A 20,100-nucleotide genomic window follows, 5' to 3' on the forward strand; every position below is an offset into this window, starting at 1 on the left:
CAGCGGCGGCTTCGACGATCTGGACCAGGTACGCCAGTGGGCCAGCGGCTTCGTGCATTGGTACAACTGCGAGCACCGCCACAGCGCGATCGGCTACGTCACGCCGACGCAGCGCCATGCCGGGCAGGACCAGGCCATCCTGCAGGCTCGCCATCACCTTTACACCCAGGCCCGACAGCGCAACCCCGCGCGCTGGTCGGGCAGCACCCGCAACTGGGCGCCGGTCCAATCGGTCACGCTCAACCCTGAGCGCGACGGCATCTCCAATGCCGCGGCGACCGCATCGAATACGCAGCCTCGGGCTGCTTGATCGACGCGACAACTACCTTGACATGCTCCGGGGGAGCGGCCTTCATGGGCTGCTGTGCAGAAGCGCCTGCATGGAGCAGCACCAGGAAACACAGCGAGGCACTGCGCAGGTTCAGTTCGAATTGCATCATTGCCATGCCGCGGTAGCGGCTTCCGTGCGGTTCTTGTGGCTGACGTCGGGGTGGCGGTGGACGTCCGATTTCGAAATAGCCAGTGTCCGGTGGGTCACATCGGTCAGGTGCTGCGACAAGAGCATTCGAGGACAGCGTGAGCGCGTTGATGGTCAGCGTGGGCAACTGGTGGCTGCCGGACACTCCGCCGGTATGTTTTCGAACACCACACTGCTACCAACCACGACGGCATGGGCTGGGGGATCGGTCCACCAATGAAGTGTGCCATTCATCCAGATATCGACAATCTCACTCTCGCCCAACAGGGTTTCAGGCTGGATGCGGTATAGCCGGACAAATGAAGGTGTCTTCATTTGGTAGTGCAGGATGCGTTGGATGGGCGAAGCATCATAGTATTCGATGCGATAAACATTCATTGGGCTGGTTTCTGAGCCTTTGAAGACGGGCTTGCTGGCATACCAAACGAAAGCTGCCAGCCCAAGGGCGAGGACCATCCAGAGTGTCTGGGTCCTCATTTTTTTGTTGTTACTTGCCATTGTTAAATTTCGAACTTTTGCGGAAATGGCAGGCGCACACGATGCACATCGGATAAGACCATGAAATCTCCGCCGTGCTGATTTTTTGTGCGCCATTTTTGAAAATCTGAATTTTGCACCAAGTATTTCCGTTCGGCCGCTGTGTCGGGCGAGATATCCGCGATCTCGTCTTCAATGTTGATGCCACCACGTAAGGAGGTATTGCACTCAACCCCATTAAATCCCCAGCACCCCAGGGGCTGGGAAATAAAATTATTGCCGTCCTGGAAATCGTAGGAATCCCGCAGATAGAAGCCCAGTTCATCAACTTCAGTCGATGCCTTTTTGTTTTCCGTAGATGTCACAATGCCAGACACTGCAATCTTTATCTGGGCCTCGCCCATGGCCGCCATAGAAGTCGTCCATGGGGTCCCCCATCTTCCCAAACAGTAGGAAATTCACTTGGCAAGAATCATCCAGTTCCTTTGCGGGAAGTCCCAGATTGCCGAATCGCCAGCACTGGCCGGCACGCGCTGGTGCGGCACGATTCACTCTCACTTTTAGCTGCTTGATTCCCGCAGGACTGGACCACGTCGTCTGCAACTGTTGCATCGCCGTACGTACCCTGTTGAATTGAAGGGCCCAGGACATTTTGACCGAGGACTCATCGAGGTGAGCTTGGCTCAGATTTTTTAATGGGTATATTCCACGACTTTCCTTCATTTCTGCTGGCATCGCAAATGGTGCTCCTTTGAACCACCTTTCCATCAAGCTGGCAGCCACAGGCCATCCCAGCCTTGAGCGCATGACATTGGGAATGTCTCGTAACTGAAAAATTCTTGTTTGGTAAGTTGGTTGTTTTTTCTTTGAACTGCCGCTGATTGATGAAAGCGTGTCTTGCAATATGTGGATCACAAAAGTCCCTCTTATTTATTAATATGAGCGCCGTGGCAATGTATTTCGACTGATCTAGTCGTCAGGCTGTAACTACTTGAGCGTCGTCATGAGGTTGTGCTGTATATATTTTGGACTCGATTGGGGAAATGTGTCGGCTCTTTGTGCCGAAGGATAATCGGTAAAAATCTTTAAAAAAGCACAGTCAGAAGGCGACGCACGCTTGTTCAGGCGATACGCGCTGTGCCCAGGGGGAAGCCAAGATACGGCGGCTTGATGCACCACGATTCCGAGCGCCCTTGTCCTGTTCTGTTGACGTGCTGCGCAGTGGATGTGCGCTTCGCATCAACACAACCCTGCGGCAGGTGTTGTCCCTCCTCGGCGCGAAATCTAATGGCCCACGGCCGGGCGTGCTGTAAGAAAGGGTTGCCTGCGGCCGCCTCCCCACGCGTTCTCCACCATCTGCACAAATCGCACACAAACGCTCGATAGTCGATCAAGGTTGGCTGCGCAGACTCGCGCCCATTCCTTTCTCGTTGCGGATTTTTCCTTCCATGACCATCGACGCTGCCCAGCTCCTCGCGGACGAAGCCAAGTACTGCTCCTTCGGCGATACCGTCCACTACGTGAACCCGCCCAAGATCTTCACGGGCTGCGACGGCAGCTACATGCTGGACGACAACGGCACGCAGTACCTCGACCTGCAGATGTGGTATTCGGCCGTGAACTTCGGCTACAAGAACAAGCGCCTCGAAGCCAAGATGATCGAGCAGCTGCAGGCGCTGCCCCAGGTCGCCAGCCAGTACCTGCACCCGACCAAGATCGAGCTGGCCAAGTTCATCGCCGAAGACGCCAGGCGCAAGTGGGGCAGCGACGGCCGCGTGCACTTCAACGTGGGCGGCGCGCAGGCCATCGAGGATTCGCTGAAGGTGGTGCGCAACGCCAGCAACGGCAAGAGCCTGATGTTCGCGTTCGAGGGCGGCTACCACGGCCGCACGCTGGGCGCTTCCAGCATCACCTCCAGCTACCGCTACCGCCGCCGCTTCGGCCATTTCGGCGACCGCGCGCAGTTCATTCCGTTCCCCTATCCCTTCCGCCGCCCCAAGGGCATGACGGCCGAGGAGTATTCGGACCAGATCGTGCGCGAGTTCGCCCGCAAGTTCGAGAACGAATACCACGCCGTCTGGGACCCCAAGACCAACCAGTGCGAGTACGCGGCCTTCTATGTCGAGCCCATCCAGGGCACGGGCGGCTACGTCGTGCCGCCGCCGAACTTCTTCAAGGGCCTCAAGAAGGTGCTGGACGACCACGGCATCCTGATGGTGGTCGATGAGATCCAGATGGGCTTCTGGCGCACCGGCACGCTCTGGTCGGTGGAGAACTTCGGCATCAAGCCCGACGTGCTGGTTTTTGCGAAGGCGCTGACCAACGGCCTCAACGCCCTGTCCGGGCTGTGGGCGCGCGAGGAGCTGATCAACCCGAAGATCTTCCCGCCCGGCTCCACGCATTCCACCTTCGCCTCCAACCCGCTGGGCACGGCCCTGGGCCTGGAAGTGATGAAGATGACGCACGAGATCGACTTCGGCAAGCAGGTGCGCGAATCCGGCGCCTACTTCCTCGAAGGCCTCAAGGAGCTGCAGAAGCGCCACAAGGAGATCGGCGACGTGGACGGCCTGGGCCTGGCGCTGCGCGCCGAGATCTGCACCGAGGACGGCTTCACGCCCAACAAGGCGCTGCTGGACAAGATGGTGGACATCGGCCTCGAAGGCAACCTGGAGTACCAGGGCCAGAAGCGCGGCCTGGTGCTGGACGTGGGCGGCTACTACAAGAACGTGATCACCTTCGCGCCGTCGCTGATGATCTCGCGCGCCGAGATCGACGAGGCGATGGTGCTGCTGGACCAGCTCCTGACCCGCGCGAAAAAGTGAGCCAACCCCCCGAGCAGCTTCACCGCTCCCCCCTTCTCTCGCTTCGCGGGAAGGGGGGCGACGCCAGCGCGGCGGGGCGACCCTTGCGCGGCGTCTGCGCCACTGGAACGCGCCCGGTTTCTGGCGCTTCGGCGATTCCATGAGCTGGCGCAACCGGCTGGAGCCGGAGTCGCTCGTGGCGCATGCCGGCGCGCATCCGCCGGAAGGGTTCGCCTGGCTGCAGGGACTGCCGGTGCCGGTGTTCTCGGCGCCGTTCGACCTGCTGACGACTGCGGACGACGAGTTCAAGGCGCTGTTGCGCGGCTGGCCGCTGTTCGAGCGCTGGTCGCGGTGGCTGCGCGTGCGCACGGCCTTCGCGGGCACCACGGTGACGGAGTACGCCCCGCTGCCGCGGGGCGCGGTGCCGGAGGCGGTCGCCACGGCGCTGCGCACAGGGCCGGGCCGTGATTTCGCGCTGGTGATCGCGAAGGATCTTCCGCAGGATTCGCCGCTGCTGGCCCCGGAGGACAACGCCTACGCCCAGGCGCTGGCCGAGGCCTGCGTGCGGCAGGGCTTCGTGCTGGTGGAGGGCCAGGCGCTGGCCTATGTGCCGATCGACTTCGGCAACCTGGACGAGTACCTGGCGCGCCTGTCCTCCAGCCGCCGCAGCAACCTGCGGCGCAAGCTGCGCAGCCGGTCGCAGCTGCGGACAGAGCGCGTGCCCACGGGCGATGCCTATGCCGACGACGCGCGGGTGGATGCCTGCTACGCGCTCTACGAGGCCGTGCATGCGCAGAGCGAGGTGCATTTCGACCGGCTGACCCGGGATTTCTTCGCCGCGGTGCTGCGCGATGGCGGCAGCGGCGGCATCGTCTTCGAGTACCGGCACGGCGGCACCGGCGCGCTGCTGGGCTGGAACCTCTGCTACGAGCACGCAGGGCGCCTCGTGGACAAGTACATCGGCCTGTCCTACCCCGCCGCGCGCGAGGTCAATCTATATTTCGTGAGCTGGATGGTCAATCTGGAATATGCGGTCGAACGGGGCCTGACCCACTACATCGCGGGCTGGACCGACCCCGAGGTCAAGCGCAGCCTGGGCGCGAGTTTCACCTGGACGCGGCACGCCGTCTATGTGCGCAACCCGTTGCTGCGCGCGCTGGCCCGTCGTTTCTCGGGCCATTTCGAGAGCGACCGGCGCTGGAAGGACAGCGTGGAGGACGCGGCATGAACGGCGCGGCGCGGCCCCCGGTGGTGCTCGACGTGGACGGCTCCGTGGGCGTGCTGCCCGGGGAGGTCCGCCTGCCGCTGGCGCGGGCGTGGCAGGAGCGTATCCGCTTCGGCTGCGGCATGGGCACGATGCGCGCGTTCCGGCAGGCGCTGGAGCAGGCCATGCCGCCGGTGGCGGCGCACGGCACGGTGTTCATGGGCAGCGGGGATTTCCACCACCTGAGCTGGCCGCTCATCGAGCGCTGCATCGCCGCCCACGGGTTCTCCGCGGCGCAGCCGCTGCGGGTCGTCGTGCTGGACAACCATCCGGACAACATGCGCTTTCCCTTCGGGGTGCATTGCGGCTCGTGGGTGCGGCGCGTGGCGCTGCTGCCGCAGGTGTCGCATGTGCACGTGGTGGGCATCACCTCGGGCGATATCGGCACGGGCCATGCCTGGGAGAACTACCTCGCGCCGCTGCGCGCGGGCCGGCTCACCTACTGGAGCAGCGGCGTGGACACGCGCTGGGCGCGCTGGCTGGGCATCGCGGACCGGTTCCGCGCATTCCCCGACGCCGACGCCCTGATCGGCGAGCTGGTGCGCATGTTCGAACGGCAGCGGGCGCCCACCTATTTCAGCGTGGACAAGGACGTGCTTTCCCCCCGCGTGGTGCGCACGAACTGGGACCAGGGCACGCTGGAGACGCGCCATGCCGCGGCGGTCATCGCCGGCCTGCGCGACTGCGTCGTGGGCAGCGACGTGACGGGCGACGTTTCCACCCACCGCTATGCCACGGCCTGGAAGCGGTGGCTGAGCGCGGGCGACGGGCAGCAGACCGGAACGCAGCATGCCGACCTGCCGGCCTGGCAGTCCGCGCAGGCCGCGTTCAACATGTGGCTGCTCGATATGCTGGAAACGGACGGCTGACGGCGTGTCGATCCGGCGGGCCGGCTCATCCGCCGGTCCGCACGGCCTGCTGCAGCAGCGCGCAGATCCGGTCGAAGCCGGCGTCGTCCAGCCAGGGGCTGTTGCCGATGGCGAGCACGCGCGCAGCGAAATCCCGGGCATGCGGCCAGCCCTCCCGCGGGCCCGGGGCGACGTGCCGCGCATAGCGCGGGTAGTCGGGCAGCGCATGCACGAAGGGCAGGCTCACGCCCAGGCCCCGGCCCCACAGTGCGGCGATGGCGGCCTCCCGGCGGGCGGCGTCGGGCAGCAGCACCAGCAGCGTGGGCCAGGTGCCCCGCGCGCCCGCCACGGCGCCGCTGTCCTCGATCACATGCAGTTCGGGAACGCGCTCGCGCAGCAGGGCCGTGCGGTGCCGAGCCCGTGCCTCGCCCTCGGCCAGCCAGGCAGGCAGGCGGGCCAGCGCGCGCACGCCCACGGCGCGGCGCCAGCGGCCCACCTGGTGCAGCGGGATGGCATCGTCGAAATCGTCCCCCGCCGCCGCGATGCGGTCGCCCTGGGCCAGCGCCCGGCGCAGCGGCAGGCCGTAGGCCAGCGGCAGGCCGGCCGGGCGGTAGAGCGCGGCATAGCCCAGCAGTTCGGCGCTGCGGCGCAGCTCCCAGCCCCAGCGCCAGGGGGCCACCGTGCGGGCGGCGCGCGCGCAGGCCGCGCGCAGGCCGGGATCGGCCACCACCAGCGCGCCGCCTTCGTAGATCGTGAGCCCTTTGCCCACGGCCAGGCTGAAGAAGACCATGTCGCTGCCCGTGGTGCCGATGCAGGCACCGCCCTGCTCGCGCGCGCCCAGGGCCTGGGCCGCGTCCTCGATGACGCGGGCGCCCGCCGCATGGGCGAGGGCGCGCACGGGGGCCACGTCGGTCACGCGGCCGGCCAGGTGCGTGGGCAGCACGGCCAGGGTGCGCGGACCGCAGAGCGCGGCCAGCGCGTTCGGGCACAGGTCCAGGCTGGCGGGCCGCAGGTCGCACACGCGCAGCCGCAGGCCGCAGTGCGCGGCCGCCAGGGCGACCAGGGGGCAGGTGTAGGCCGGGGCGATGATCTCGTCGCGCCCGGGTTCCTGCTCGCTCAGTGCCGTGAGCGCCACCACCAGCGCTGCGGTGCCGGAGCATTCGATCTGCACCGACGGCACGCCCAGGAAGCGCGCCAGCGCGCTTCCCAAGTCGGCAGCGCCGCCGGGCAGCAGGTCGCGCCAGCCCACGGGCAGGCCGGCGGTGGGCGGCGCCTCAGGCACCATGGGGCGAGGGCGGGACGGAGGCGGGCGGCGCCTGCTCCTCGGCCTCGCTGCGGGCCAGGCAGGCGATGCCGGCGGCGATGAGCGCGGCGCCCAGCAGCTGCGGCCAGCCGATGGGCTCGTTGAACAGGATGGCCGAGAGCGCCAGCACGGAGACGACCTCGAGGTGCGATGCCGCGAAGGCCGGACCGATGGGCGCGTGCTCCAGCAGCGTCATCCAGGTGAAGAAGGCGCCCACGTAGCCCACGAAGGCACCGTAGATCCAGGGCTGGCCGAAGACCCGCGCCAGCCAGGCGCTGGAGAACTCCAGCGGCAGCGCATGCTCGCCCGCGAGCTTGAAGCTGATCTGCGCGAGCGTGTCGAAGGCGACCAGGACGAGAAAGCCGATGGCATAAAAGCGTCGCACGGCGTCACCCCTTCAGGCCGACGACGGCCACGCCCGCCGACACCAGCAGGATGCCCGCCACCCGCATCGGCGAGAGCTTTTCGCGGAACAGGAAGCGTCCGGCGATCATCACGGCCACGATGTTGATCGAGCCCAGCAGCACGCCGTCGGACAGCGGCACGAGGGACAGGAACGCCAGCCAGACCAGGAATTCGGCCACGTAGCAGCCGATGCCGACCCAGATCCAGGGCCGGCGCGCCATCCAGATCCAGCGCGCCAGTCCCGTGCCCGCACGCGGGTCGGCCGTGGCCGCGGCCTTGAAGGCGAGCTGTCCGCCCGTGTCCACCAGCATGTTCAGCAACCACAGCAGGGCCACCAGCGGCGTGATGCCGCCGCCGTCCGGAGGCGTCATGGCGTGGCGCCTTCCTGCGGTTGCGCCTGCGCCTGCTGCTGCGCGATCGATTCGGCGAAGGCCACCGTGCGCGCCAGCACCGTGCGGCGGTCGCGGTCGATGGTGATCATGTGGTAGCTGTCGTCCAGCAGCACCAGCTCCACCGGGGCGTGGCGCACGCCGCGCACGATGTCCTCGGCGTTGCCTGCCGCGGCGATGTCGTCGTTGCGGGCGTGCATCACCAGGCAGGGCGCGCGCACCGCGCCCAGGTTGCGCCGCACGTGGGCGGAGAGTGCCCGCAGCTCGATCACCGACCACCAGGGGTTGCCCGGCAGGCCGGCGGCCACGCTGTCGCCCGAATGCATCTGCGACACCACGCGCTCGCGCAGGGCTTCATCCTTGATGCCGTAGGGCGGTGCTTCCATGAAGACGCTGCGGCGGCCGATGCCGAGGGCCCGGAAAAGCGGCAGCAGAAAGGCCAGGCGCGTATAGGCCGGCATGCTCCAGCCGTCGTAGCGGAAGGTGGTGGACAGGGCCACCACGCCGGCCACCTGCCGCGGCCGCTCGATGGCCAGGGCCAGCGCCAGCAGCGCGCCCATCGACAGGCCGCAGGCGACGACCGGCCGGCCGGTGTGCTGCATGAGACGTTCGGCGCCGCGGCGGGCGCTGGCCGCCCAGTCCTGCCAGCGCGTGGCGACCAGGTCGTCCTGCGTCCCGCAGTGGCCGGCCAGCTGCACGGCCAGCACGGTGAAGCCCGCGCGGTGCAGGCCCTTGGCGAGCAGCCGCATCTCGTTGGGCGTGCCGGTCAGGCCGTGGATCAGCAGCACGCCGGTCGAGGCCAGCGGTCCGTGGCCTTCGAGGAGGTATTCGTGCTCGGTGCCCGGCACGGCGGCAGGGGCTGCGGCCGGCGCGTGGCCGGCGGTGGACCTGTCATCCATGGCGCGCAGGGTCGCGGCGGCAGCGTTCATGCCACCTCCAGCTGGCGGGGCGCCAGCGCGTCGAGCTGGTGCAGCATCTCCAGCGTGTCCGAGAAGTCGCTGAACGGCGCGTGGGCGATGTGGTTGGCTTCGCAGTGGGCAATGAGCTTGTACTTGGCGAAGACGAAGTCGGCGCGGCCGGAGACGCAGAAATCCGACGTGCTGTCGCCCACGAACAGCACCCGCCCGTGCAGGGCCCGCTGCTCCGCCAGACGCTCGCACTTGCAGTTGCCGCTGGCGCGCGCGCAATTGCCGCTGGCCCAGGGCGATTCCAGCCGCCACTGGCGCGGGCCGGCCTGCACGAGGCGGTTGGCGATCACGGGCAGGCCGCCCATGCCATGGCGCGCCAGCACGGACTGGATGGCGTGGTCGATACCGTCGCTCACCACCTGCACGGGCATGCCCAGGGCCTGCGCTTCGCTCACGAAGGCGGCGAAGTGCGGATCGACCTCGATCGTCTCCAGGTGGGCGTCGAGTTCGGCGCGGTCCATGTCCAGCAGGGCGACCTGGCCTTTCATGCATTCGCGCGAACCGATCTCGCCGCGCTCCCAGGCGTCTTCCAGCGCCTGCCAGCCGGGCCGGCCGAAGCGCTGCAGCAGGGAGTCGGTGACGTCCCGCGTGCTGATGGTGCCGTCGAAATCGCACTGGACCATCCAGCCCGCAGGGGCCTGTGCGCGATCCCGGGCGGGAAGGGCCGGGCGCCGCAGCGATGACAGGGGAAAGGACGCAGTCTTCATGGGGATCACTCCTGCTTCAGGGGAAGGAAGCTCACGCGCACGGTCTGCCCGGGGCGTGCTTCCGGAGGACTGTCGAATTCGAGCACGCACTCGACGACCCGCATCGGGCCGCGCTGGGCGTCCTCCTGCAGCCGCGACGTGCCGAGCACGGGACTGATGCGCACTACCCGCGCGGCGGGCAGGGCGACCGGGGCGGCGTCGCCGTCGGTCGTGACCGTGGCGCGCATCCCCGGCTTCACCGCGGCCGCGTAGTTCTGGTTGACCTCCGCCCGCACGACCAGCGGCCGGTGCGGCAGCAGCGTGATCGCGGCATGGCCGGCTGCGGCAGCCAGGCGTACGCCGGCCTGGGCCCTGACATGCACCACGGTGCCGTCTTCGGGAGCACGCAGTTCGAGGCGTGCCTGCTGGCCGCGCACCTGGGCGAGTTTTTTTCGCGCCACTTCGACCTCCGCGCGCGCCACGGCGGCGTCGGATTCGGCGGCGCGCAGGGCCTGGGCGGCATCTTCGGCGCGCTGCAGCTCGGCGGCGTTGGCGGCGGCGGCTTCGGCGAGCCGGGCGGCAGCGCGGCGCAGCGCGGGCACCTGCTGGGCGCGTGCGCGTTCGCGCGCTTCCGCCAGTTGCAGCTCCGCCTGCGCCACGCCGGCCTCGGCCTGCAGGCCGGTGCCGGACAGGCGCAGCAGCACCTGTCCGCGCTTCACGGCCTGGCCTTCGTGCACGGCGACGGTGTCCACCACGCCCTCTTGCAGGGGCGAGAGTTCGAGCATTCCGCCCTGCACTTCGACGCGGCCCCGGGCGATGGCCACGCCCGTGGCCGCGCCGGCGGCCGGAGCGGATGCGGGCGCCTCGGGCGCGGGCATCTGCGCGGGGGTGCCGCGGTCGGTGCAGGCCGCGAGCCAGGCGAGGGCCAGCGCGGAGGCCGCGCAGACGGCGCCGCGCGCGGCGCGCGGCCCGAGGGGAAGGGAGAGGCGTTTCATGGGGTGATGGCGTCCGGCTGGCGCCAGTCGCTGCGGATGGCGCCGTCTTCCATGCCGAGCACGCGGTCGGCATGGCGGACGAGGCGCGGGTCGTGGCTCACGCACAGCACGGTGGTGCCGTGGGCGCGTGCGATGCGGTGGAGGATGTCGATGACGCGCTGTCCGCTGTCGGCATCCAGCGCGCTGGTGGGTTCGTCGGCGAAGAGCAGCTGGGGCGACTTGGCGATGGCGCGGGCGATGGCCACGCGCTGCTTCTCGCCCCCGGACAGCTGGGCCGGGCGCATGTGCGCGCGCTGCGACATGCCCACTTCGTCGAGGGCGCGCCGCGCCCGTCGCGCGCTTTCGCCGCCGTCCAGGCCCAGGTAGCCCAGGGGCAGTTGCACCTGCTCCAGGGCGGTCAGTGCGGGAAAGAGGTTGAAGCCCTGGAACACGAAGCCCGTGTGCTGCAGCCGGAAGCGTTCCAGCGCGCGCGGGCCGAGCGCTCCCAGGTCCTCGCCCAGGGCATAGGCCTTGCCCGCGTCCGGCTGCTGCAGCCCGGACAGCAGCGACAGCAGCGTGCTCTTGCCGCAGCCCGAGGGGCCGGAGATGAGGGTGAGTTCCCCGGGGAGGATGGACAGGGACAGCTGGCGCAGCACCGGCACCTGCACGACGCCCGAGACGAAGGACTTCTGCAGGTCCACTGCCTGCAGGCTGGGAGCGGTGCCGGGCGGCGGCGCGGGGGAGCGGGGGGCGTGGGTGTTCATCGCAGCAGCAGGGCGGGATCTGCGGCCATGAGGCCGCGCATGGCCAGGAGGCCCGAAAGCAGCGCGACGAGCCCGACCAGGCCCGCGCAGGCCAGGGCGGTGGCGGCCGTCATCGCGACAGGAACGCCCTGCGACATGGCGAGCCACAGCAGGCCGGCGCTGGCGGCGCCGCCCAGCAGCAGGCCCAGTCCGCCGATCCAGCAGGCCTGCTCGATCACCAGCCGGCCCAGCGAGCGGCGGCTCACGCCCAGCGCGTTGAGCACGGCGTATTCACGGGCCGATCCGGCCACCACGCCCATGAGCGACTGGCTGGTGACGACCGTGCCCACGAGGCAGACGATGCCCACCATGAACAGCACGGCCACGCCCGCGCCCGTGTCCAGCAGCCAGTAGAGCTGGGAGCGGCGGGCGAACTGGCGGGCCGTCCAGACCTCGAACGGGCCGAAGCCCGGGGCTCCGGCGGAGAACCGGGCCTGGACCTCGCGGGCCTGCTCCGGCGTGCGGGTGCGGGCCACGACGTAGGTCGGCGCGGTCGCCGAGCCGGTGCCCGCGATCTCGCGGGCGGTGTCGATCGACGACAGGACGTTCGCGCCGCCCAGGCCGCGCAGCCCGTCCACCGCGGCCACGACGTGGACTTCGTGCGCGTTGATCCAGGCGGTGCCGCCCACGCCGGTGCCCAGCGTGGAGAGGTCCGCCCGGTCCACGATGACGGCGCCGGGCGCGCGCAGCGCCGCCCGCTGCCAGCCGGTGAGCAGGTGGGAGAACAGCATGCCGTCCGGCGCGGAGCGGATGCCCGACAGATAGACCGACACCCCGCCGCTGCCGGACTGCGCGCTGCGCCAGTCCGCGTCCACCCAGAGGTAGGGCTCGGTGGCCACGACCGCCGGATCCATGGCCAGCCGCAGGTCCACGTCGCTGCCGATCGCCCGGCCGAAATTCACGCTCTGCGTGCCGGGGTAGCCGGCCCAGAGATCGGCGCCCGACGCGCGCACGTACAGCGCCGCGCTGCCGAAGATGCCGAGCACCAGGGCGGCCTGCACCACCAGCAGCACGCACGAGAAGCCCACGGCGAACACCGCGGGTACGAACCGCCGCCACTCGTGGACCAGCGTCTTGCGGGCCAGGGCGATCACGGCGCCTCTCCGGAGGGCGCCTCGGGAGGGGCATCCGTGACCGCGTCTGGCGGTTCCGCGGGCAGGGGAGCGCCGCCCAGCGCCTTGTACAGCGCGACGAACGCCAGCGAGCGCGCGTCCTGCGCCGTGGCCCATTCGGCTTCGGCCTGCAGGGCCGCGCGCTGCGCGGCGAGCCCGTCGTATTCGCTGGCCAGGCCCAGCCGCGCCTGGACGTCGGCCGCCCGCACGCGCTCGGCGAGCGCGGGTCGCGCCTGCGCGAGGGCGTCCGCCCGGTTCTGCTGGGCCGCCAGGGCGGAGAGGGCGCCTTCGGCTTCGGCGACGGCGCTGCGCACCGTGCGCTGGTAGGACAGCTCGGCGGCCTGTAGTGCCTCCTGCTGCGCGTCCACCTGCATGCGCCGGCGTCCCCAGTCCAGGAGCGGGATGTCGATGGTGGGCCCGATGGCGGGCACGTTGTCGCTGGTGGTGCGGCGGTTGCGCGTGAGGTTGTAGGCGTACAGCAGCGAGCCGGTGATGGCGATGCGCGGGTACAGCTCGGAGCGGGCCACGCCCACCTCGGCCGCGGCCTTGCGAACGGCCGCTTCCGCGGCCTGCACATCGGGGCGCGTGCGCAGCAGGTCGGCGGGCAGCGCCGGGAATGCGAAGGGCGCCAGGGCGGGCACCCGGGCGGGGCCGTCGGCGTACCAGGCCGGGTCCGGCGCCACGCGGTCCAGCAGCACGGCCAGCGACTGTGCCGCGCGGGCGCGCGCCTGTTCGGGCTCGGCCCGTGCAGCTCGGGTGCGGGCGCGCTGCACCCCGGCCGAGGCCACCTCGTCGGTGGCGCCGGTCCAGGTGCGGCGGCGCACCTCCGCCAGCCGGGCGGCCCGCTCGTCGAGGGCGGCCTGCCGGTCGAGCAACTGCAACTGCCGGCGCGCGGCCTGCAGGTCCAGGTAATTGCGCACCACCTCGGCCACGACGGCGACGCGCGCACCCTGGCGGTCCGCCACGGCCGCGTCGCGGTCCGCCGCGGCCGACGCCCGCGCGCTCCCGGCGGCGCCGAACAGGCCCAGTTCCCACACCATGTCGATGCTGGCGTGGAAATAGCTGTCGGCGGCTTCGATGTCCTGCAGCGTGCGCGCACCGGCGCCGAACGACGGTCGGAACTGCACCGCCGCGCGCCCGGCCTGCAGGCGGGCTTCGCGCAGGCGGTGGGCGGCGATCGCCAGATCGAGATTCTTCTGCAGCGCCTCATCCACCAGCGCGTCGAGGGCCGGATCGTGGAAAGCCTTCCACCAGGCGCGGAACTCCGGCGCCGCGGCGGCGCCCTCCGGTACGGGCGAGGTCCAGGTGGCGGGCAGGGCGGGCGCTTCCGGGCGGCGGATGTCCGGCGCTGAGCAGCCGGCCAGGAACGCGATCGCCGCGGCAGCCAGGCCGAGGCGGAGCGGACGTGGAATGGGGGACGGAAGAAGCACGCGCGGCGTTACATTTGCAGGGTGGAGCCAGGGCGGAGAAGCCCATGGCGATGGCTGGATTGGACCGCCCCAAGCTTGAGCCGCCTTGCATGGCATATGGAGGCTTCATGGAGACGCCGGGCTTTGTCCTGCAGGTCGGCGGCCGCTGTGGATAATTCCGCCCCAGCACTTCCCGACGCCATGAACCTTCCCGCTGCCCCGCAGGCCACCGGCCCGCTCGTTCTCGTGGTCGAGGACGAGCCCGGCATCGCCACCATCCTTTCCGCCTATCTCCAGCGCGACGGGCTGCGCGCCCGCCAGGCCCACGACGGTCTGGAGGCATTGCGGCTGTTCCGCCAGCTCAAGCCCGACATGGTGCTGCTGGACATCCACCTGCCCGGCATGGACGGCCTGGACCTGCTGCGCGCGATCCGCGAGGACGGCCAGACGCCGGTGATCATGGTGACGGCCCTGGCCGACGACGTGGACAAGCTGGTCGGGCTGCGCCTGGGGGCGGACGACTACGTGGTCAAGCCTTTCAGCCCGCCGGAGGTGGTGGCCCGCGTGCGCGCCGTGCTGCGGCGCGCACAGGCCCAGCCCGCGGCGCCGGCACGGGCCGCCCAGCGCATCCGCGTGGGCCGCATCGAGATCGACCAGGAGGCGCACGCCGCCTTCGCCCATGGCGACGACGGGCGCGCCGTGCCCCTGCCGCTGACGCTGACCGAATACCGGCTGCTGGCCTGCCTGGCGGCGCAGCCCCGGCGCTGCTTCTCCCGCAGCCACCTGATCGAGCACTGCCTTCCCGAGAGCGACGCGCTGGACCGCGTGATCGATTCCCACCTCTCCAAGCTGCGCCGCAAGCTGCAGCAGGCGGGGCAGGGCGAGCTCATCGAGACCGTGCGCGGCATCGGCTACCGGCTCTGGCCCGGGGAGGGTACCGTTGCCTGAGCACCGCGCACCGGCCGTGCAGGGGTCGCTGTTCAGCCGGGTCTGGGTGCGCTTCGGCGTGTGCATCGCCGCCACCGTGCTGGCGACGATGGCCCTGCTCGCCGCGAGCGTGATGCTGTTTTCCGAAGTGCAGTACCGCGACTTCTACCGCAGCCTGCCTTCCGACGTGCAGGTCGAGCTGGACAGCCTGCGCGACCGCGACATGGAGGACAGCCCGCGGGCGATGGAGATCTACGGCCAGTACTGGCACGGCGACCTGCTGTTCGGCGAGAAGTGGTCCCTCGTGGTGGGGCTCGTGGTCTGCCTGCCGGTCGGCCTGGCGGTGGGGTTCTGGGTGTCGCGCATCGTGACGCAGCCGCTGGCGTCCATGGCCGAGGTGGCGTCCCACGTGGCGATGGGGGATTTTTCGGTGCGGGCCCAGCCCGGCCGCTACCACGACGAGATGGCGGAAATGGTCCGGCATTTCAACCAGATGATCGATGCGCTCGAACGCTCGGCCAAGGAGCGGCGCGCCCATGCGGCCTCCATCTCGCACGAGCTGCGCACGCCGCTCACGGTGCTGCGCGCGCGCCTGCATGCGATCTGCGATGGCGTGATCGAGGCCGACGCACAAGAGTCCCGCGCGCTGCTGGAGCAGGTCGAGTACCTGGGGCGGCTGGTGGGCGACCTGCACACGCTGTCCATGGCGGAGGCGGACCAGCTCTCGCTGGAAACCCGCGCGGTGGACCTGGCCGAGTTCGTGAGCGACGCGGTGGCCGTGCATGCCCGGCGCATCGAGGACCATGGCGTGGCGCTGGCGCTGCGGCTGCCCGAAACGCAGGGTCCCCGTGCCATGGTGGACCCGGACCGCCTGCGCCAGATCCTTTTCAACCTCGTCGAGAACGTGCTGCGCCACGCGGCGGCGGGTGGCCGGATGGAGATCGAAGTGGCCTCCGAAGGCGATCGCGCTGTGCTGCGCGTGAGCGACGCGGGCCCCGGCATGCCGGCGCGCCTGCTGGAGCGGCCCTTCGAGCGCTTCCCCCATGAGCCCGGGCGGCGGGGCGAGGGCTCCGGTCTGGGCCTGTCCATCGTGAAGGCGCTGGCGCAGCGCCAGGGCGGGGGCGTGCGGGTGGAGAACCGCCCCGAAGGCGGCGCGTGCTTCACGGTGGAGTTCCCCCTCATCGCCTGAAGCCGGCCATGGCACGCAGTCCTACGTGCCCAGCCGCCCATGGACCACAACCGGGCAGGGGCCGGCTGCCTACGATCACATCCATGCCGAGCAGCGATGCCCGGCCCTCCCGGAATCCCCCCCTCGCCCCAATGACTGGGGTTTCACCCTGTCCTCCTTCACGGCGGACAGGGTTTTTTATGGGCGCGCCCGGTGGGAGAATCGGCATCCATGACCGCTGCCGCACACCCCACCCCTTCCGCCCCCGTGGACACCCTCACCATCACCCGGCCCGACGACTGGCATCTGCACGTGCGCGATGGCGAGCCGCTGCTGACCGTGGTGCCCCACACGGCGGCGCAGTTCGGCCGCGCGGTCATCATGCCCAACCTGCGCCCTCCGGTGACCACGGCGGCCCAGGCCATGGCGTACAAGGAGCGCATCCTGGCCGCCGTGCCGCAGGGAATGTCGTTCGAGCCGCTGATGACGCTCTACCTCACCGACAACATCCCTCCCGAGGAGATGGCGCGCGCGAAGGAGGCCGGCATCGTCGCCTGCAAGCTCTATCCCGCCGGGGCCACGACGAACAGCGATGCGGGCGTGACCGAACTGCGCAGGATCTATCCGGTGCTGGAGGCGATGCAGAAGGCCGGCCTGCTGCTGCTGGTGCATGGCGAGGCCACGGGCAGCGAGATCGACCTCTTCGACCGCGAGGCCGTGTTCATCGACCGCCAGCTCATCCCGCTGCGCCGCGATTTCCCGGAACTCAAGATCGTCTTCGAGCACATCACCACGCGCGAGGCCGCGCAGTACGTGGCCTCCAGCGACGCCTTCACGGCCGCCACCATCACGCCGCAGCACCTGCTCTACAACCGCAATGCCATCTTCACGGGCGGCATCCGGCCCCATTACTACTGCCTGCCGGTGCTCAAGCGCGAAACGCACCGGCTCGCCCTCGTGGAGGCCGCCACCGGCGGCAGCCCGAAGTTCTTCCTGGGCACGGACAGCGCGCCGCATGCCGCCCACCTGAAGGAGCACGCCACCGGCTGCGCGGGCTGCTACAGCGCGCATGCCGCCATGGAGCTGTATGCCGAGGCCTTCGACAGCGTGGGTGCGCTGGGCAAGCTCGAAGGGTTCGCCAGCTTCCACGGTCCGGATTTCTACGGCCTGCCGCGCAACCAGGGCACGCTGACCCTGCGCCGCGAATCGTGGACGCCACCCGATAGCTTCCCCTTCGGCGAAGCGTTGCTCAAGCCGCTGCGCTCGGGCGAAGCGCTGGCCTGGCGGGCGGTGGCTGGCGGAGCGGACTGAGCCATGGCGCCGGCGTCGGACCTGCAGGAGCGGCAACAACTGCGCATCGCGCTGCTTATCGATGCGGACAACGCACCCGCGGAGATGATCGACGAGATCCTGACCGAGCTGTCCACGCTCGGCGTGATCAGCATCCGCCGCGCCTACGGCAACTGGACCAAATCCGCGCTGTCGGGATGGCAGTCCAAGCTGCTGGAGTTTGCCGTGCGCCCCATCCAGCAGTTCGACTACTCCAGGCGCAAAAACGCCACCGACATGGCCATGACCGTGGATGCGATGGAACTGCTCTACACCGACCGGCCGGACGCCTTCGGTATCGTCTCGTCGGATGCCGACTTCACGCCCCTGGTGATGCACCTGCGGGCCAAGGGCGCGGCCGTGTATGGCTTCGGCGCGCAGCAGACGCCCCGGCCGTTCGTCAACGCCTGTTCCCGGTTCCTGTACCTCGAGGCGCTGGCTGCCGCGGCCGTACCGGCCGTGGCGGTCGCGCCCGAACCGCTCCCGCCGCCGCCCGAAGCCGCTCCGGCACCGGCTCCCGGCCGGCCGTCGCGCGATGCTTCCGCAGCCACTGCCGCCGATCCCCCCGCGCCGGGCCACCCCGCACGGCCCGCTGCCGGGTTGCGCATTCCTACGCCGGAGCTGCGGCAGGACACTGCGCTCATGAACCTGTTGCGCGATGCGGTGGCCGCCACGCAGGACGAGAGCGGCTGGGCGAAGGTGGGTGCCGTCGGCACGCAGATCGCCAACAAGGCCTCGTTCGACGCCCGCAACTACGGGTACGCCACGCTCACCAAGCTGCTGGCCGCGACCCAGGCATTCGAGATGCGCGACGAAGGCACTTCGAAGGTTTCGGTGCGCGACAGGCGCGTCGCCTCTGCGGCGCGCGGACCGGCCGGATGAGGCCCCCGGACCGGCTCGCACGGCAGGTTCTGCGACCGGCGGATAAGGTCGAGTGGGAACGCCCCTGGTTCACCCCGTTGCGCCGTGCCGGCCGGGCGGTCGCCGCGGGCGTGCATGCGGGGCAGCCCGTCTGGCAGGCCCTCGATGCCCAGGGAATCCCGGCGTCCGGGAGGACGGCGGGCCCGCGCTTCGTTACCCAGGAATGCCAGCCTGTCGGCGAGGCCTACGAGGCCTTCATCTTCCGCACGGGGCAGGTGCCCACCCGCGACAACCTGCACGATTTCTTCAACGGCCTGATCTGGCTGCATTACCCGCAGGCCAAGCGCCGGCTCAACGCCCTGCAGGCCGGCGCGATCGCCGCGCAGGGCGTCGGCGCGGTGCGCGGCCCGCTGCGCGATGCGATCACGGTCTTCGACGAGAACGGCGCGGTGCTGTTCGCCCCCCGGGTGCTGCGGGATGCGCTCGCGGCGCGCGCGTGGCGCCGCCTGTTCACGGACCTGCGCCCGCTGTGGCGGCAGGCGCGGCTGGAAATCTTCGGCCATGCGCTGCTGGAACAGCTCGCCGCGCCCCGCAAGCCGCTCACGGCCCACGTGCTGCTGGTGCCGGATGCTCCTGAAGCGGTAGCTGACATCGACGGCTGGCTGGAGGGGCGCCTGGAGCCGGAGCTGCTGAAGGCCAAGCCCTTCACACCCCTTCCGGTGCTGGGGGTGCCCGGCTGGTGGGCCGAAAACGAGAACTTTTCCTTCTATGATGACTCTTCCGTGTTCCGCAGCGCACGCCCCGCATCACAGTACACAACAGGGGCCTCTCCGCGCTGACACGGCGGCTTGAACGCCCGCCCGGCATCCCCAACTGACTGTCGGGTTCGAGACCAACCGCTTTACCTTCCCCCGCACCCAAACGCTTTCCCCTCCGTGGAGAAACTTCGATGAAACGAATCGCGCTATTCCTGCTCACCAACCTTGCCGTCGTGGTGGTGCTGGGCATCGTCGCCAGCCTGCTCGGCGTCAACCGCTACCTGACGGCCAACGGCCTCAACCTGGGGGCGCTGCTCGGCTTCGCCTTCATCATGGGCTTCGGCGGCGCCATCATCTCGCTGCTCATGAGCAAGCCGATCGCCAAGTGGAGTTCCGGCGTGCGCGTGATCGACGGCACGGGTTCGGCCGACGAGGCCTGGATCGTCCAGACCGTGCGCAAGTTCGCCGACCAGGCCGGCATCGGCATGCCCGAGGTCGGCATCTTCGAGGGCGACCCGAACGCCTTCGCCACCGGCGCTTTCAAGAACAACGCCCTCGTGGCGGTGTCCACCGGCCTGCTGCAGGGCATGACCCGCGAGGAGGTCGAGGCCGTGATCGGCCACGAGGTGGCCCACATCGCCAACGGCGACATGGTCACGATGACGCTGATCCAGGGCGTGATGAACACCTTCGTCGTGTTCCTCTCGCGCGTGATCGGCTATGCGGTGGACAGCTTCCTGCGCCGCAACGACGAGAACAGCTCCGGCCCCGGCATCGGCTACATGGTCACCACCATCGTGCTCGACATCGTGCTGGGTTTCCTCGCCTCGATGATCGTGGCCTGGTTCAGCCGCCAGCGCGAATTCCGCGCCGACGCGGGTGCCGCGCGCCTCATGGGTCGCCGCCAGCCGATGATCAACGCGCTGGCCCGCCTGGGCGGCATGCACCCGGCCGAACTGCCCAAGGGCCTGCAGGCCATGGGCATCGCCGGCGGCATCGGCAAGCTGTTCAGCACCCATCCGCCGATCGAGGAGCGCATTGCCGCGCTGCAGAACGCGCAGGGCTGATACCTCCGCATGGCAGCCCGGTTACGGCTGCCGGCAGGAAAGAAGCAAGACGAAACCTCCGCCGTGGCGACAT

22 protein-coding genes are annotated in these 20,100 nt (G+C 69.6%); 10 read left to right on the top strand and 12 right to left on the bottom strand.

Annotated elements, in window-relative coordinates:
• On the top strand, nt 1-310 hold a 310-nt coding region (locus BLR99_RS20555; RefSeq protein ID WP_139160192.1), incomplete at its 5' end, for an integrase core domain-containing protein.
• A 282-nt stretch (nt 311-592) separates the two neighbouring features.
• On the opposite strand, the gene BLR99_RS20565 is transcribed toward BLR99_RS20555, so the two are convergent.
• Genes BLR99_RS20565 through BLR99_RS20570 form a run of 3 tightly spaced genes read right to left on the bottom strand, consistent with a single transcriptional unit; the run spans nt 593 to nt 1,870 of the window.
• The gene (locus tag BLR99_RS20565; protein WP_228193946.1) at nt 593-934 is read right to left on the bottom strand and encodes a hypothetical protein; all 342 of its coding nucleotides are present in this window, start codon (nt 932-934) and stop codon (nt 593-595) included.
• Nucleotides 935-978: 44 nt separating this feature from the next.
• Nucleotides 979-1,320, bottom strand: a complete 342-nt coding sequence (locus BLR99_RS23820; RefSeq protein WP_353611312.1) for a DUF6402 family protein — start codon at nt 1,318-1,320, stop codon at nt 979-981.
• A complete protein-coding gene (locus tag BLR99_RS20570; protein WP_011797347.1) occupies nt 1,286-1,870 on the bottom strand; it encodes a DUF6402 family protein in 585 nt (194 codons plus the stop codon). The genes BLR99_RS23820 and BLR99_RS20570 overlap by 35 nt, the downstream gene beginning before the upstream one ends.
• Nucleotides 1,871-2,403: 533 nt before the next feature.
• On the opposite strand from BLR99_RS20570, the gene BLR99_RS20575 reads away from it, so the two are divergent.
• The 3 genes from BLR99_RS20575 (at nt 2,404) to BLR99_RS20585 (ending at nt 5,889) form a co-directional block, all read left to right on the top strand.
• Nucleotides 2,404-3,777 carry an aspartate aminotransferase family protein gene (locus tag BLR99_RS20575; RefSeq protein WP_011797346.1) on the top strand — a complete coding sequence of 458 codons (1,374 nt, stop codon included), beginning with the start codon at nt 2,404-2,406 and terminating at the stop codon, nt 3,775-3,777.
• A gap of 139 nt (nt 3,778-3,916) precedes the next feature.
• Nucleotides 3,917-4,984: a GNAT family N-acetyltransferase gene (locus BLR99_RS20580; protein WP_074687493.1), complete on the top strand. Its 1,068-nt coding sequence runs from the start codon at nt 3,917-3,919 to the stop codon at nt 4,982-4,984.
• Nucleotides 4,981-5,889, top strand: coding sequence for an arginase family protein (locus BLR99_RS20585; RefSeq protein WP_011797344.1), 909 nt, complete (start codon nt 4,981-4,983; stop codon nt 5,887-5,889). The genes BLR99_RS20580 and BLR99_RS20585 overlap by 4 nt, the downstream gene beginning before the upstream one ends.
• Before the next feature lie 25 nt (nt 5,890-5,914).
• Here the strand turns inward: BLR99_RS20585 and BLR99_RS20590 are convergent, their stop codons facing one another.
• The 9 genes from BLR99_RS20590 to BLR99_RS20630 form a co-directional block, all read right to left on the bottom strand.
• The gene (locus BLR99_RS20590) at nt 5,915-7,153 is read right to left on the bottom strand and encodes a DegT/DnrJ/EryC1/StrS family aminotransferase (RefSeq protein ID WP_011797343.1); all 1,239 of its coding nucleotides are present in this window, start codon (nt 7,151-7,153) and stop codon (nt 5,915-5,917) included.
• Nucleotides 7,143-7,556, bottom strand: a complete 414-nt coding sequence (locus tag BLR99_RS20595; protein ID WP_011797342.1) for an EamA family transporter — start codon at nt 7,554-7,556, stop codon at nt 7,143-7,145. The genes BLR99_RS20590 and BLR99_RS20595 overlap by 11 nt, the downstream gene beginning before the upstream one ends.
• A gap of 4 nt (nt 7,557-7,560) precedes the next feature.
• Entirely contained in the window at nt 7,561-7,947 is a 387-nt protein-coding gene (locus BLR99_RS20600) for a DMT family transporter (protein ID WP_011797341.1), read from the bottom strand.
• A complete protein-coding gene (locus BLR99_RS20605; protein WP_046059846.1) occupies nt 7,944-8,864 on the bottom strand; it encodes an alpha/beta hydrolase in 921 nt (306 codons plus the stop codon). The genes BLR99_RS20600 and BLR99_RS20605 overlap by 4 nt, the downstream gene beginning before the upstream one ends.
• Before the next feature lie 26 nt (nt 8,865-8,890).
• Complete coding sequence (locus BLR99_RS20610; RefSeq protein ID WP_046059792.1) at nt 8,891-9,556, bottom strand: MtnX-like HAD-IB family phosphatase; 666 nt, start codon at nt 9,554-9,556, stop codon at nt 8,891-8,893.
• Nucleotides 9,557-9,645: 89 nt separating this feature from the next.
• On the bottom strand, nt 9,646-10,614 hold the full coding sequence (locus BLR99_RS20615; protein ID WP_048857760.1) for an HlyD family secretion protein: 969 nt from the start codon (nt 10,612-10,614) through the stop codon (nt 9,646-9,648).
• A complete protein-coding gene (locus tag BLR99_RS20620) occupies nt 10,611-11,357 on the bottom strand; it encodes an ABC transporter ATP-binding protein (RefSeq protein ID WP_046059793.1) in 747 nt (248 codons plus the stop codon). Before BLR99_RS20620 ends, BLR99_RS20615 begins: the two co-directional genes overlap by 4 nt.
• Nucleotides 11,354-12,490 (bottom strand): FtsX-like permease family protein, encoded by a 1,137-nt coding sequence (locus BLR99_RS20625; RefSeq protein WP_011797336.1) that lies wholly within the window; start codon nt 12,488-12,490, stop codon nt 11,354-11,356. The genes BLR99_RS20620 and BLR99_RS20625 overlap by 4 nt, the downstream gene beginning before the upstream one ends.
• Nucleotides 12,487-13,938 carry an efflux transporter outer membrane subunit gene (locus BLR99_RS20630; RefSeq protein WP_046059794.1) on the bottom strand — a complete coding sequence of 484 codons (1,452 nt, stop codon included), beginning with the start codon at nt 13,936-13,938 and terminating at the stop codon, nt 12,487-12,489. Before BLR99_RS20630 ends, BLR99_RS20625 begins: the two co-directional genes overlap by 4 nt.
• A gap of 180 nt (nt 13,939-14,118) precedes the next feature.
• On the opposite strand from BLR99_RS20630, the gene BLR99_RS20635 reads away from it, so the two are divergent.
• The 6 genes from BLR99_RS20635 (at nt 14,119) to htpX (ending at nt 20,027) form a co-directional block, all read left to right on the top strand.
• Complete coding sequence (locus BLR99_RS20635; RefSeq protein WP_011797334.1) at nt 14,119-14,865, top strand: response regulator; 747 nt, start codon at nt 14,119-14,121, stop codon at nt 14,863-14,865.
• Nucleotides 14,858-16,033, top strand: coding sequence for a sensor histidine kinase (locus BLR99_RS20640; RefSeq protein ID WP_017438454.1), 1,176 nt, complete (start codon nt 14,858-14,860; stop codon nt 16,031-16,033). The genes BLR99_RS20635 and BLR99_RS20640 overlap by 8 nt, the downstream gene beginning before the upstream one ends.
• Nucleotides 16,034-16,243: 210 nt before the next feature.
• On the top strand, nt 16,244-17,323 hold the full coding sequence (gene pyrC / locus BLR99_RS20645; protein ID WP_011797332.1) for a dihydroorotase: 1,080 nt from the start codon (nt 16,244-16,246) through the stop codon (nt 17,321-17,323).
• 3 nt (nt 17,324-17,326) lie between these two features.
• Complete coding sequence (locus tag BLR99_RS20650) at nt 17,327-18,223, top strand: NYN domain-containing protein (RefSeq protein WP_011797331.1); 897 nt, start codon at nt 17,327-17,329, stop codon at nt 18,221-18,223.
• A complete protein-coding gene (locus BLR99_RS20655) occupies nt 18,220-19,041 on the top strand; it encodes a DUF3025 domain-containing protein (RefSeq protein ID WP_048857758.1) in 822 nt (273 codons plus the stop codon). Before BLR99_RS20650 ends, BLR99_RS20655 begins: the two co-directional genes overlap by 4 nt.
• Before the next feature lie 110 nt (nt 19,042-19,151).
• Complete coding sequence (htpX, locus tag BLR99_RS20660; RefSeq protein ID WP_011797329.1) at nt 19,152-20,027, top strand: protease HtpX; 876 nt, start codon at nt 19,152-19,154, stop codon at nt 20,025-20,027.
• The last annotated feature ends 73 nt before the right edge of the window (nt 20,028-20,100 follow it).

It is taken from the genome of Paracidovorax citrulli (assembly GCF_900100305.1).
In the GTDB taxonomy this organism is placed as follows: domain Bacteria; phylum Pseudomonadota; class Gammaproteobacteria; order Burkholderiales; family Burkholderiaceae_C; genus Paracidovorax; species Paracidovorax citrulli.

What these genes read in the sequence shown, in the direction of transcription:
- BLR99_RS20565 (WP_228193946.1), bottom strand. Translation starts at nt 934, where the DNA reads ATGGTCCTCGCCCTTGGGCTGGCAGCTTTCGTTTGGTATGCCAGCAAG.
- BLR99_RS20575 (WP_011797346.1), top strand. Translation starts at nt 2,404, where the DNA reads ATGACCATCGACGCTGCCCAGCTCCTCGCGGACGAAGCCAAGTACTGC.
- BLR99_RS20580 (WP_074687493.1), top strand. Translation starts at nt 3,917, where the DNA reads ATGAGCTGGCGCAACCGGCTGGAGCCGGAGTCGCTCGTGGCGCATGCC.
- BLR99_RS20585 (WP_011797344.1), top strand. Translation starts at nt 4,981, where the DNA reads ATGAACGGCGCGGCGCGGCCCCCGGTGGTGCTCGACGTGGACGGCTCC.
- BLR99_RS20590 (WP_011797343.1), bottom strand. Translation starts at nt 7,153, where the DNA reads ATGGTGCCTGAGGCGCCGCCCACCGCCGGCCTGCCCGTGGGCTGGCGC.
- BLR99_RS20600 (WP_011797341.1), bottom strand. Translation starts at nt 7,947, where the DNA reads ATGACGCCTCCGGACGGCGGCGGCATCACGCCGCTGGTGGCCCTGCTG.
- BLR99_RS20605 (WP_046059846.1), bottom strand. Translation starts at nt 8,864, where the DNA reads ATGGATGACAGGTCCACCGCCGGCCACGCGCCGGCCGCAGCCCCTGCC.
- BLR99_RS20610 (WP_046059792.1), bottom strand. Translation starts at nt 9,556, where the DNA reads ATGGTCCAGTGCGATTTCGACGGCACCATCAGCACGCGGGACGTCACC.
- BLR99_RS20615 (WP_048857760.1), bottom strand. Translation starts at nt 10,614, where the DNA reads ATGAAACGCCTCTCCCTTCCCCTCGGGCCGCGCGCCGCGCGCGGCGCC.
- BLR99_RS20620 (WP_046059793.1), bottom strand. Translation starts at nt 11,357, where the DNA reads ATGAACACCCACGCCCCCCGCTCCCCCGCGCCGCCGCCCGGCACCGCT.
- BLR99_RS20635 (WP_011797334.1), top strand. Translation starts at nt 14,119, where the DNA reads ATGAACCTTCCCGCTGCCCCGCAGGCCACCGGCCCGCTCGTTCTCGTG.
- pyrC (WP_011797332.1), top strand. Translation starts at nt 16,244, where the DNA reads ATGACCGCTGCCGCACACCCCACCCCTTCCGCCCCCGTGGACACCCTC.
- BLR99_RS20650 (WP_011797331.1), top strand. Translation starts at nt 17,327, where the DNA reads ATGGCGCCGGCGTCGGACCTGCAGGAGCGGCAACAACTGCGCATCGCG.
- BLR99_RS20655 (WP_048857758.1), top strand. Translation starts at nt 18,220, where the DNA reads ATGAGGCCCCCGGACCGGCTCGCACGGCAGGTTCTGCGACCGGCGGAT.
- htpX (WP_011797329.1), top strand. Translation starts at nt 19,152, where the DNA reads ATGAAACGAATCGCGCTATTCCTGCTCACCAACCTTGCCGTCGTGGTG.